The 11,909-nt window shown below is 36.3% G+C and carries 13 protein-coding genes; 7 read left to right on the forward strand and 6 right to left on the reverse strand.

Translation table 11 applies throughout. The features are described 5' to 3' along the window. Window positions 1–49 precede the first annotated feature (49 nt). From HDC90_RS13905 to HDC90_RS13915, 3 genes are all read left to right on the forward strand, one after another. A complete protein-coding gene (locus HDC90_RS13905; protein WP_184467313.1) occupies window positions 50–1,189 on the forward strand; it encodes a sensor histidine kinase in 1,140 nt (379 codons plus the stop codon). A gap of 181 nt (window positions 1,190–1,370) precedes the next feature. Next, window positions 1,371–1,583: a hypothetical protein gene (locus HDC90_RS13910; protein WP_184467315.1), complete on the forward strand. Its 213-nt coding sequence runs from the start codon at window positions 1,371–1,373 to the stop codon at window positions 1,581–1,583. Between the two features lie 192 nt (window positions 1,584–1,775). Beyond that, window positions 1,776–2,486, forward strand: a complete 711-nt coding sequence (locus HDC90_RS13915; RefSeq protein ID WP_255497655.1) for a PHB depolymerase family esterase — start codon at window positions 1,776–1,778, stop codon at window positions 2,484–2,486. Window positions 2,487–2,712: 226 nt separating this feature from the next. Here the strand turns inward: HDC90_RS13915 and HDC90_RS13920 are convergent, their stop codons facing one another. Together HDC90_RS13920 and HDC90_RS13925 are read right to left on the reverse strand one after the other, a co-directional pair. After that, on the reverse strand, window positions 2,713–2,883 hold the full coding sequence (locus HDC90_RS13920) for a hypothetical protein (RefSeq protein WP_184467319.1): 171 nt from the start codon (window positions 2,881–2,883) through the stop codon (window positions 2,713–2,715). A gap of 132 nt (window positions 2,884–3,015) precedes the next feature. Beyond that, a complete protein-coding gene (locus HDC90_RS13925) occupies window positions 3,016–3,156 on the reverse strand; it encodes a hypothetical protein (RefSeq protein ID WP_184467321.1) in 141 nt (46 codons plus the stop codon). Between the two features lie 317 nt (window positions 3,157–3,473). On the opposite strand from HDC90_RS13925, the gene HDC90_RS13930 reads away from it, so the two are divergent. Next, window positions 3,474–4,100 (forward strand): hypothetical protein, encoded by a 627-nt coding sequence (locus HDC90_RS13930; RefSeq protein ID WP_184467323.1) that lies wholly within the window; start codon window positions 3,474–3,476, stop codon window positions 4,098–4,100. 31 nt (window positions 4,101–4,131) lie between these two features. Here the strand turns inward: HDC90_RS13930 and HDC90_RS13935 are convergent, their stop codons facing one another. Then, a complete protein-coding gene (locus HDC90_RS13935) occupies window positions 4,132–5,010 on the reverse strand; it encodes a sugar phosphate isomerase/epimerase (protein WP_184467324.1) in 879 nt (292 codons plus the stop codon). 359 nt (window positions 5,011–5,369) lie between these two features. Between HDC90_RS13935 and HDC90_RS13940 the strand changes: the two genes are divergently transcribed. Beyond that, window positions 5,370–5,969, forward strand: a complete 600-nt coding sequence (locus HDC90_RS13940; protein ID WP_184467326.1) for a GIN domain-containing protein — start codon at window positions 5,370–5,372, stop codon at window positions 5,967–5,969. A 65-nt stretch (window positions 5,970–6,034) separates the two neighbouring features. Here HDC90_RS13940 and HDC90_RS13945 read toward each other — a convergent pair whose 3' ends face one another. Beyond that, window positions 6,035–7,405, reverse strand: coding sequence for a YeiH family protein (locus tag HDC90_RS13945; protein WP_184467328.1), 1,371 nt, complete (start codon window positions 7,403–7,405; stop codon window positions 6,035–6,037). 294 nt (window positions 7,406–7,699) lie between these two features. Further along, on the reverse strand, window positions 7,700–8,167 hold the full coding sequence (locus HDC90_RS13950; protein ID WP_184467329.1) for an Lrp/AsnC family transcriptional regulator: 468 nt from the start codon (window positions 8,165–8,167) through the stop codon (window positions 7,700–7,702). A gap of 558 nt (window positions 8,168–8,725) precedes the next feature. Here HDC90_RS13950 and HDC90_RS13955 point away from each other — a divergent pair. Further along, window positions 8,726–9,229, forward strand: a complete 504-nt coding sequence (locus HDC90_RS13955; RefSeq protein WP_184467332.1) for a hypothetical protein — start codon at window positions 8,726–8,728, stop codon at window positions 9,227–9,229. Next, complete coding sequence (locus HDC90_RS13960; RefSeq protein WP_184467334.1) at window positions 9,213–9,968, forward strand: oxygenase MpaB family protein; 756 nt, start codon at window positions 9,213–9,215, stop codon at window positions 9,966–9,968. The genes HDC90_RS13955 and HDC90_RS13960 overlap by 17 nt, the downstream gene beginning before the upstream one ends. A gap of 205 nt (window positions 9,969–10,173) precedes the next feature. Here HDC90_RS13960 and HDC90_RS13965 read toward each other — a convergent pair whose 3' ends face one another. Then, window positions 10,174–11,901, reverse strand: a complete 1,728-nt coding sequence (locus tag HDC90_RS13965; RefSeq protein ID WP_184467336.1) for a RagB/SusD family protein — start codon at window positions 11,899–11,901, stop codon at window positions 10,174–10,176. Window positions 11,902–11,909 lie beyond the last annotated feature (8 nt).

Below are 11,909 nucleotides of genomic sequence, written 5' to 3' on the forward strand. Positions count from 1 at the left end.
GATAGCACCCTATAACTTTAAGTGTTACACAAATAGTAAATAAGTCTTTATGAATAGGTCGAAATGGGGCAACGGCATGTTGCAAAACTGGTTGTACACTTATAGGATACACATCATTGCCTGGACAGCATTTATCGTTTGGGAGACTGTGATGGTTATCTACTTCCTTGGCCTGTTAGGCACATTCGGCAACTATGCTATCCATTATACTATTAACATTACTTTATTTTATACTTATGCTTTACTAATTGAAAAAGCAACAGTATTTCCTAACAGAGCGATATGGAAAGTTCCTTTGGTTGTTATCTCGACAATCTTGATTTATTTAGCTGTGGTTACTGGCGTTGATATTCTACTAAATACTTATACCAATATTTTACCCGGGGAAATGCCAAGTCTCAGAATTAGAATATCACGGGTCCTTTATAGAGGCTCGTTTTTCCTTCTTTTTTCTACAGGTTATTATTTCTTAAAGCGGTTCATTAGAGAAAAAGCAGAAAAATCCCGTATCGAAAAGCAGCGTTTTCAAATGCTTATTGATCAGGAAAAAATGGATAAGGAGCTTGCCATGTCTAAGAATGCTTTTATGAAAGCGCAGATTAACCCTCATCTGCTTTTTAATACCTTTGAGTTTGTACACCAAAAACTAAGCACCTACTCTCCGGAAGATGCAAAAGTAATGCTTTATCTTTCTGATATGATGCGTTTTGCCGCCAATACCCAGCACAATGAAGGCTATGTATATTTAAGTGAAGAAATTGCACAATGCGAAAACCTGATTGGTTTGCACCGCATTACCCAAGGTGCAATTTATATTGAGCTTGCCAGCGGTCCTGATCTTGGTGAAATTAAATTAATTCCACTTGTTTTGCTTACTATTCTGGAAAACATGTTTAAGCATGGAAACCTTAATGACATAGAAAACAAGGCCACTATAGATGTTTACACCTTTGATGGCAAACTGCGTATCGAAAGCCGTAATTTACCCAGATTAGTAAAAAGTAAAGTAGGCTTTGGCTCAGGAATGGACAATATAAGTAACCGACTAAAATATGCTTACCATCAAAATGCCGAAATAACTGCAGGAATTGACGAAGAGGGCTTCTATACTTTAAACATAAGTATTTCTTTAAATGCGCTAACAATAGAATCTGAGGATAAAAAAACTGAACAAACTATCGCTGTTTAACATTTAAATTTTTCTGAGAAAAAATTTCCTTTAAGGCATTTTCACATCCAGGAAAAACATTATCACTTTCTTTAATTTAATGTAACAAAATTACTACTATATTAAACCATCTAATTGACGTTCTAGCATTTAGATAATTCATTTATGAATTAAGTATAAATCTTTACTAAACAGATTAGAAATGAGAAAGGGTACAATATGTTATGTAGATCAAAATGGTGTACATGGTGTTATTAAAGATGAAAATGAGCAGAAAATTCAATTCTTTTTAATGGATCTTCAGGAAGAAATTAGGCTCAATGATAAAATTTCATTTGAAATTGAGCTTACAGCAAAAGGACTTGCCGCAACAAAAATACACGTTGTTAGCACTATAGAATTAACGCCTCAATAGCCCATTAAAACTCAATAACCATAAAACTAACACTGATTTAAACCTAATGCACAATCATTTGTCCTAGTGAATGATATGTTCAATAAATTGAAAAGATTCTGTAGCAAAATAGGTTTACTAGGGAGTTTATCTGTGATATTTCTACTCCTCTCCTATACGTCGCCCAATTCAACGTATCAGGATGTAAAAATAATGCAATGGAATGTGGACGGCACACCTCGTGAAGCAATGGTTTACATCCCAAACAGCGCAAAAGTAAAAGCCACACCAATCGTTTTTGTTTTTCACGGACATGGCGGTACCATGGGAAATATGTTTAGAAGCAGGGGCTTTGAAAAACTCTGGCCAGAGGCCATTATAATATGCCCACAGGGATTGAATACCCCTGGGCAATTAACAGACCCGCTTGGCCAGCTACCGGGCTGGCAGAAAGCACCGGGCGATATGAATAATCGTGATCTCCATTTTTTCGATGCCATGCTAAAAACACTCCAACAAGATTACCGCATAGATAATGAGCGTATTTACGCAACCGGCCACTCCAATGGCGGCGGCTTTACGTATTTACTTTGGGCAACACGAGGTGATGTATTTGCTGCTGTTGCACCATCAGCGGCTGTAGGAGGCCAAATAGTTAATATGCTTAAACCTAAGCCCGCGATGCATATTATGGGCGAACAAGATCCATTGGTAAAACCAGAATGGCAAAGAGCAATGTGCAATAAGATTTTAAAAATTAATGGATGTAGTAAACCCGGAGAACCTTATGCAACTTACACCACATTTTATCCTTCAGATATAAAAACACCAGTAGTATTATACAAACACCCCGGGGGGCATGTTTATCCGCAGGAAGCAAACCCGGTTGTAATTAAGTTTTTTAAGAGCATAACAAAGCTTTAATGGCAATATCACGTTTAGTACTCGTGAGCGGTTCAGATAGTGAAGTATTAAAATCAAAAAGGCCACAATATCCATTGATGGCCTTTCCTTATCAACTAACTAAACTTGTATAATACTAACCAAATATTTACACCGCAAAAGTATATATACCACATAAACCCAATATTAAGATTGCGTTAAATACCTGATATTTAACATGGGGTAAAATCTTTAATTCGGATAAAGATTACCATTTCTGAATAGGTTGATAACTGGATTTTTCATCCTTACGGCTAAGTCGCTTTATAAAATCCTCTTCAAAATCATGACTATAAACTTTAAAATTGATTGGCCACTCATCTTTTATCATGGCTGGTACAAATTTTTCAAACATTTTTTCAAATGATCTAAAATTCACGAAGGTTTTGCAGATTACCATATATTCAGAATCTGAATTCACAATAACTTCTTCTATAAGCTTGGGCCACCTCGATTTAAGTTCATCCGGCAATTTTTGATACTGCTGCCGATCAATAAACAGGCCTATATTTTATAATAGCCCTTCAGGTAAAATCTCACCTGATAATTGCTTCCATTCCTCCCTTTCTTTTATTATCCCTGCCAGTACCTGATCACAGTAGAACACCATCCATGGCTCCTCTCTCGAAAGCTGGATAAGCTGAAAATGCATGATATCGCTATTAGGCAGATTAAAGAAAAAGTCGAGCTCGATCATCAATAATGGGGCGATACCAGATATCGCGAAGCCAAAAGTATTGAACTATTTCCAGAACACAAAAACTCAAGATTAAAAGCTTAATTACAAGTTTGGCTCTGTAAAATTTCAAACTATCAAACAACAAGATTTTGTATATTTTTTAAATATTAAATAACTGTTAAAGAAAAAATTGATTTTTATCATCAAGTAAATTTCAAAAATACAGAAAATCAGTAATATTAAACCTACAAAAAATTCAATTTTAGCAAACACACTTGTATCTTTGTTACATGAAAAGTGCCAAATCAATCGCCACAGTATTTCTTTTAATCACCTCATTTTCTTGCTTATCTGTTTGTGTTTTTGCTCAAAATAAGCAAACAAAACAAGCTGATATTTTCGAGTATATAGACAAACTGAACGGAAACGATATGATTGAGCGACTAGCGGCTCAGCGCAGTGCATTTAATAAAACCCATTTAAAAAATAACCTTCCGAAGCCAGAGTATATCATCAATAGAAATAACTTAACCCTCATTAGTTTTAATGGCTTAGATTATTATGTAAAAAATAACAGGGTAATAGGCATTCAGGGCTTAAACCTTTCGGATAAAGTATTGAACCAAATTACAGATAAACTGCTTCTTTTAGATAGCATCCAATACAACCAAAGTGAGCGTTCAAATATAGAACACGTTAGTCCAAACGTTGATTTTCAAAAAATCAGGAATATCGACCGTCAATTTATGCTTACGCTTAAAATGTTATCGAGTACGGTGAGAGATATAGCTGCATTGGCTAAAAATGAAAACCCATCTTTAACTGTTGAGACCAATGTTGCAAAAATGCGTTTACCAAATGTGGATAAAGCTACAGAAAAATCAAACATCCAATCATTGGTATTATTAGCTAAATAACGTTTTTTTTCAAGAGAGATGGGGAATTGAATCAATCCACTTTCTTTTCTGAATACACTTCTGCAATCTGAGCAGAAAGATATTTGAAAGCCAATGGTATTTCGGTAGCCGCATTTTTGATGCTTCCCTCTATAAAGATGAAGCCCCTATAATTTATTTTATGCAAAGCTTTTAAATAAGGTTTAAAATCATCGCCCATAACGCCCGGTAATGACCTGTTTTGTTTTTCGGCAATCTCCGAAAATCCAATCAATGTACCGGCTTCAATAATTTCACTTGGAGATTCTCCTTCACGCATCATATGAAATATATCGGCATTAAGTCTGAAATTTTGATGATTAACCTTCCTTACGATCTCTGCTGCCGACTTTAGTGAAGTGATGAAGTTTGTTTCGGTGGTTTCGAGGTTTTCTAACAAAATTGTAACCTTATATTTCCCGGCAATTTGTGCCAGTTTTTTGCATAAACTAACAAAATCAGTTTTTGCCTTAACGATATCATAATCTGCAGGAATGCTCCTTGCACCCGAGCTGCCCAACACAATAAACTTAACCCCTGCTTGCTCAGCTCTTGAAAGAACAGTTTCGGTATAAGTTAAAACCTTCGCCTCATCTACCTCAGGTCCAGCTATTTTTATGCTCGCCGGATAAAAAAGATTACAGCTTAACACTTTACATTTTGCTGCTTTAATCTTTTTCAAATTGGCATTAAACTGATCATCTGTTAATGTAGGTGAAAGTATCTTCGGAACCGATTCGCCTATTATTTTAAAACCTGCAGCATACGCTAAACTGTCTTGTGTTAAACCAGATACAATACCTAAACGCGGATATTCTTGTTTATTAGAAATAAAGCCACAAAAACTGATATAAACCAGGCAAATAAAAAAAGCTGTATAGCTAGATTTCATACTTCTCATATTATTATTAAAATGATTTGGTTAAAAAAATTAGATCTCAGGATTCTCCTAACGAACCAGATAACTTACTGATAAGCATTTGAGAATTTTTATTTAAAGATAATATAATCTGACCATTAAATTTTGTTTTAACAGCATAAGCAGTTGGGAGGAAAACTAAAAAAACAAAAGCTCATATCAATAGAGCACCAAAATAACTTAGACCATTGGGCAGTTTTTAAATCCAGTTCGTCGACAATTTAGCTGTGTTGGTATAATAGCGACTTTTCTACTGCAACGTTTTTAGAGTGTAGGCGTCTTATATACAAAACAATCACAAAATATTAATCAAAAATATAAACAACAGCATTATGAAAAACTCAATCAAAACCTTCGCAAAATCGCTTCTAGCAGCTATCGTTTTAAGCACTTCAATTTTCTCTACAGGCGCAATGGCCGGCGAGAAACAACCAACTAAAGTTTCTGCGCCTAAAAACGTTAACCAGGTTATCGTAAGTGGAAATGTAGAAGTTACCTTAATTCAAAGAGAGAAAGAAGGCATTAGCTACAACAATGACAATACGGGCAAAGTAAAAGTAATGCAAGATGGGTATGCATTAAAAATTAGCTCAGAAGACAAAGAAGTAGCCAAAATTACCCTTTATGTTAATAATATCTATAGGGTTAAGGCATCTGACCAAGCTGTGGTAAAAACACAAGGCAAATTGGATGTTAAATATCTTCAGGTATTTTTAAAAGGAAATGCCGTTGCCGAAATCAATTCTGATACAAAAAGTTTATATACCGTAATTGAAAACAATGCTGATTTAAAATTGAGTGGAGCAACTGAAAAACATACCTTGGTAATGGGCAGAACACCAAAATTAAACCTAGATAGATTTGCTGCACTAACAACAGAAATAAGTAATCCGGATACAAATGCACCGCAGGCTATTGCTTTGGCAAAATAATGAAACGAAAAGAATAAAAAAAGCGACATCTCTGTCGCTTTTTTTTGCAGGAAAAAGTCCATCGTCTATTTAAAATCAGGCACTGGGAATAGATACCCGCCAAATAAAATATACGACCAAAAGAGTGTCCAAAATATGTTGAATATTTGTGCAGTAACAAATGTAAATGCAGGTTTCCCTCCCTGAAGTTTTACCAGCGATGAAAATTTAGCTTCCATACCAATCGAAATAAATGCGATCGCGAACCACACTGTACGTAAGCTATTTAACGTTGGCCCAACACTTTTTGCAGTAGTGGGAGATAACAGAAAAGAAAACACTAAAGATGCCGCAACAAAACCCAATACAAATTTCGGGAATCGCTCCCATACAATTTTCAATCCCGGTCGCGCTGCTTTGAAGGGTACACCATTCTCATCTTTAGGTTTTTTATAGGCCCACCATATTGCGATAAAAAAAGCAGCAACACCAATAAAAACATTTTGCGAAAACTTGGCAATAACACCTGCCTTAACGGCAATTGGCCCAACCAAATCGCCTGCAGCAGTTACTGTTGCCGTTGTATCTAAAGTACCACCTAACCAGGCCCCACCTATCACCTCTGGTATATGAAAATACTTCACTGCCCAAGGCAAAATAATCATCATCGGGATAGCCATGATCAATACTAAAGTGGTTACGTAAGATAATTTACGTTTATCACCATTAATAGCTCCAGCGGCTACAATAGCCGCAGAAACACCGCAAATAGATACTGCTGAGGCTAATATCACACCAAACTCATCATCAACTTTTAACTTGCGGCTTAACCACATCGAAAAAAACCAAACTACGGTAACGACAATAACCGCCTGTATTATACCAGGTAAACCAGCTTTGATCAAATCGGCCGACAAAATGGTTGTACCCAATATGACTAAACCTGTTTTAATATAAAACTCAGACCGCACCGCTTCTTTTAGCCAATATGGCAACTTAATTAGATTACCTAATAGGATACCGATAATTAATGCAAATACCACATATTCCAATCCAAAATAAGATACACTTTTATTACCCCCTATAATAAAGGAAACGATAGCAAAAAAATAAATGACTGCAAAACCGCCAGCAAACCTTGCAACATTGCCTCCTGATAAGCCTATGGCTATTGAAGCTAAGACCAGAAAAACCGCGCCCATTTCAACAATCAACAATAAGTTAGCTACTGATAATACCTTACCCAAAAGATCTTCACCGTTTGCCCATTTAAATGCAGGTAAACTGATTACAGTGCCGTTGCTGGTTAAATAAAGTACGGAAGCAATAATAATTGTTCCCAATATAACTGCCCACCAATCTTCGGTGAGCGATTGTAAAAATGTTTTCTTGTCTGGGCTTATCCCAGCATCTGTTAAGGCTCCAGTAGTATCGGCTGCGTTGTTTCGATTCGACATAGTTGATTAATTATGGTTGGTATTAATTTGATTTCAATTCTAAAAATATTGGTGGATAAATCACTTACACGATAAATAACTGCCTAATATCCAAACTAAAATAAATATTCGGGATGATTTTATCCGTAACAAATATCTGACGGGGAATCATTAATATAGTTATTAAGTGAAGTACGGCGGTCTTCACCCCTAACGTAGCCGAAGATTTCTTGAGGTTGATAAATTGCAAATAAATGCCCTTCTAGCATAAAAGCCAAAACAACTCATCTTAAGAATTAAATTAAAATGATTTTATTATACAGGTAAAGCAGTTTCGCGTTTGGCCTGCGTAATTACAAGCGAGCTGTTAAGGGTACCTATATTATCCAAACGGCCGAATTTATTAGTTAGAAAATCGTTATAAGCGATCATATTCCTGGCAACAACCTTTAGCATAAAATCAAAGCCTCCTGTAGTATGGTAACATTCCAGTACTTCATCGAGTTTGCTTACCTCCTGTTGAAATAACCTGAAGGTATCAACAGAATGGTTGGTAAGCTGAACTTGTAAATAGCAGATCATACAGTTCTCGAATTTATTGGGATCAATTAATGCCACTACCGAAGAAATGAAGCCTAAGCGTTCTAAGCGTTTTACACGTTCCTGAATGGGCGATTTTGACAAATGCAATATAGCTGCCAGTTCCTTATAGGTTAGCCTTGCATCTTTTTGTAATAGTGTTAAAATCTCTCTATCTGTTTGGTCAGGGGTGTATAATTCCATTATAGTGGTTAGTCTATTTATTCTTTTGTAGGCTTAGTTTATAATGAATATCCAAATATATAAATACTCTCGATTAAACCTTAAATCGGAGCACAAAAAAAAGAACAAAATTTCGATAATAAGTATAATTAAAACTACAAACAAAATTAAATTCTGCAAAACCTTATCCAACAGGACATTTTCCGTATTTACCAGCTACCTTCGTTTTAATTGTCAACGTGACAGATATTTGTTTAACGAATGAAACAATTGCTAGAAGCAGTGTGTTAATTTAGTTTAGTTAATGATAACAAGAGCGCAAGCGCGATGCTAGCGCTTTTGCTTTTTGTAATTATATATTAACTAATGTAAACTCGAGGTAAATAGACTCCTTACAGCACAATCTTTAAGCTCAGCAAATCTTCTATTTTCCAATTTCAATAGCAGGAGATCAAAAACTCATCAGGCCGAAAATCTTAACTTTTTTTGGAATATTCAATTTTTAGCTTTTACTTTGAAACACAAAGCACTTTATAAAACAAAAAAAAACTTCAATTACACTCCCTAATTAACAGATACATGGGCACCGAAGAACTAAAATTAAGAGTACGTTCCAAAATATATGTCTATACGATCATTATAGGGCTGGCCATAAGCGGATTAACTGCTTTCCCATTAGAAACAGAGATGTCTTATCTGGTTAAATACGGTACAATTTTACCAAGTAGTCTTCAAATCTGGATTGGAGCGATTTACCAGGCACTTAAAATCACCAATCTACATTATCCATTTTTAAGTTATGGTACCGATTGGCTGGCTTTTGCACATATCATGTTGGCCGTACTTTTTATCGGCCCATTAAAAGATCCTGTCAAAAACAAATGGGTAATCGAATTTGGCATCATCTGTTGTATCTCGATTATTCCATTGGCCCTAATTGCCGGAAACATCCGCCATATTCCGGTATTTTGGCAAATGATAGACTGTTCTTTTGGTATTATCGGAATTATCCCACTGATACTATGCCGCATTAACATTAAAAAAATTGAAATATTAGAAGAGCATTATGGACTTTGTAGATAAACATTCCATTGTAAGGAAAATATGGGGTAATACAGACGTTATTCTTTTTATTTTTGCTGGCGCCGCAGCAGAATTTAGCCTGAATAAAGCTGTTGATTGGTTGTATTTTACTGGTAAATTACCTAAAGATCCACTGGGAAGATTGTTTTCTACTGTTGCCTATGCACAAAAAATCGTATTTTCTACTTTAACTGAAGCCAATGCAGCGATAGACCAGATTATGATGATCCATCAGCATGTTGAAGCTGGCAGAAGTACTAAAATTCCAGACTGGGCCTATAGAGATGTATTATTTATGCTGATTGACTATTCTATCCGTGCTTTCGAAGTGCTGGAAAGAAAACTCACTTTAACAGAAAAAGAGGAAATATTTACCACTTTCTATCAAGTTGGGTATCGCATGGGAATAAATGGACTTCCAATTAATTTTGTGGCCTGGCGAGTGATGCATGAGCAACAGCTACAGGAAAATTTAATTTATAGCTGTTTTTCCCATGATCTTTTTGATCAGTATAAAAAACACCTGGGTGCTCTGAGATATTCATTAATGCGAAAAATACAAGCACTCATTGTTCCACTAAAAGTGAATGAATTGCTTAAACTAGGGGAAGGAAAACCAATTAAACCAATACTTACTTTATATAAAATAAGCAGAAAGTTCAAGTTGAACAAACCGCTAAGAAACTTGATTCTTCCCGCAGCATATAAGGTGCAGATTTTAGACCTCGAAGCTGTTTAAGTATAACGAGGCTGTATCATTCGAATTGTCACATTGAGCTTGTCTAAACGCTCTACCAAGACTTTAATTTAGTCTTTCGACAGACTACTATAGAAAGGTCGTTATTGCGGGAAACGAAGCAATCTTAAAGCGCACGCTAGTAGCGATCGTTGTAAGATTGCTTCGTTGGCTGAAAAAGCCTTCTCGCAATGACGACTACAACTTTCTATTTCCAGTCAAATGGCAAATACCAATTGGCTGGATCCATTAATTTTTGTCGGGCAAGGCTTGCATTAGGATTGCCTGCTTTTAACAGTTTTTGATAAATGCGATCGGCTAAAAAGGCAGGATTGTTCTGCCTGCGGGCAATACGTACCAAATCTGGCCAACGGTTACCTTCAAAAGCGAGTTCTAATGCAGCTTCATCAATTAATTTACCTTCTAAACCAATCATGTCTGTCTGGTAACTCACATCGATCGCATTTACTACAGCCCTACCTCTAATGCCGCAGTTACGGTACCAGGTACCCGAAACGTCGTTATTTTTTCTCGCATCAAAATAGTAAGGTGAAGTTTGCGGATAAGGCGTAATCATGGTATTTAATTCCGCTATCGAAACAGGTGCCTGTACGCCAGCCGTAAACGTGCCTACATAATAAGTATTTCTGATACCTGTGTTTAGTAACGCCCAACCTAATTTGGTCTGTCCATCTCTATTAGCTGCTTCAGAAAAACGGAGGTGTAATAAAGGTGCTCTATAAATCCCCCATTTACCGCCATTATCGGTTAGTTTGGTAATTTCATCGCCCATTGCAGAAGTATTGAATGATAATTTGCTTCTTGGATCGAATGGAACGCCTCCGTAAGTAATCTGGCTGTTCCAGAGATCTTTTACGGCCTGCGAGGGTTTAATCTGATAACTTTTTAACGGCGAACATAAATCAATCATTGGATTTACAGGCTTAAATGCAGTATTGTAAGGCATAGCCCAAAACCATTCCGAACTCCATGCACTTGATGTTGTTGGCAAGCCAAAAATAGCCCTCCAGCCAGCATCTAAACTATTGATTAAACTGGTAGGATCTTGCCCGCTTCTGCTAAATAAGATAGCTAAATTCGCATAGGCTGGATCTCCGGAGTTATTGATCTTGTAAAAATTAAACCTAAAGTTATCATTCGCGTTATTGTTTTCGGCATTCATCAGCTTGGCATAATTTTCTGCCGCTTTAATGTAATTTCCTTTCCACAAATAAAGATCGCCTAACAGAAAGGCTTTAGAAGCAAACAATTTTTGGGTACTATTAGCATCAATGGTAACCAGCAGGGATGTTCCTGTTGGGTATGCATAAGCCTCCTTATATGGCAGACTCTCGTTAAAAGCAATTAATTTATCCAAGAGCTGGTCAAATGGTGTTTTTGGGTAATTGGCCAGGTTTTTTAAATCATCTACTGTTTCTATCGCATCGGTGATATAAGGTATGCTGCCATATTGAATGCCTAAATGCAGATAAATCCAGCTCCTTAATGTGGCAATATCTGAGTAGCGTTTGTTGTAATCATCAACACTCATCCGACGGTCATCGACCATCATTTTAAAGTTTTTGAGTACATCGTTACAATTCACAATTACCTGGTAATATGGCCTTGGATCTACGTATTGGTTGTTTTTCGTTTCAGTATGTGATGAAAGTTCCTGCAGGTCGGTACTTGATTTAGCGGTTACATCCATTAAATCGCCACGCAGCTCATTCTGCAGGATATACAGTTTTTCCAGTCCTAAAAACTGACCGTAAATACCAATCACTGCTGCATCTGCATCAGACACAGTTTTAAAAGCATTTACACTATCTAACTTATCTTCGGTTGGTACATCAAGCATCTTTTTGCAAGACCACGAACCTGCCGATAAAATACCCAACAATAAAAGGGAAGCAATTTTTTTATTTATGTTCATTTTCATGA

It is taken from the genome of Pedobacter sp. AK013 (genome assembly GCF_014205835.1).
Classification (GTDB): domain Bacteria; phylum Bacteroidota; class Bacteroidia; order Sphingobacteriales; family Sphingobacteriaceae; genus Pedobacter.

Bases quoted from the DNA above. Each gene is read 5' to 3' on its own strand.
- HDC90_RS13905 (WP_184467313.1), top strand. From the start codon at position 50: ATGAATAGGTCGAAATGGGGCAACGGCATGTTGCAAAACTGGTTGTAC.
- HDC90_RS13910 (WP_184467315.1), top strand. From the start codon at position 1,371: ATGAGAAAGGGTACAATATGTTATGTAGATCAAAATGGTGTACATGGT.
- HDC90_RS13915 (WP_255497655.1), top strand. From the start codon at position 1,776: ATGCAATGGAATGTGGACGGCACACCTCGTGAAGCAATGGTTTACATC.
- HDC90_RS13925 (WP_184467321.1), bottom strand. From the start codon at position 3,156: ATGCATTTTCAGCTTATCCAGCTTTCGAGAGAGGAGCCATGGATGGTG.
- HDC90_RS13930 (WP_184467323.1), top strand. From the start codon at position 3,474: ATGAAAAGTGCCAAATCAATCGCCACAGTATTTCTTTTAATCACCTCA.
- HDC90_RS13935 (WP_184467324.1), bottom strand. From the start codon at position 5,010: ATGAAATCTAGCTATACAGCTTTTTTTATTTGCCTGGTTTATATCAGT.
- HDC90_RS13940 (WP_184467326.1), top strand. From the start codon at position 5,370: ATGAAAAACTCAATCAAAACCTTCGCAAAATCGCTTCTAGCAGCTATC.
- HDC90_RS13945 (WP_184467328.1), bottom strand. From the start codon at position 7,405: ATGTCGAATCGAAACAACGCAGCCGATACTACTGGAGCCTTAACAGAT.
- HDC90_RS13950 (WP_184467329.1), bottom strand. From the start codon at position 8,167: ATGGAATTATACACCCCTGACCAAACAGATAGAGAGATTTTAACACTA.
- HDC90_RS13955 (WP_184467332.1), top strand. From the start codon at position 8,726: ATGGGCACCGAAGAACTAAAATTAAGAGTACGTTCCAAAATATATGTC.
- HDC90_RS13960 (WP_184467334.1), top strand. From the start codon at position 9,213: ATGGACTTTGTAGATAAACATTCCATTGTAAGGAAAATATGGGGTAAT.
- HDC90_RS13965 (WP_184467336.1), bottom strand. From the start codon at position 11,901: ATGAACATAAATAAAAAAATTGCTTCCCTTTTATTGTTGGGTATTTTA.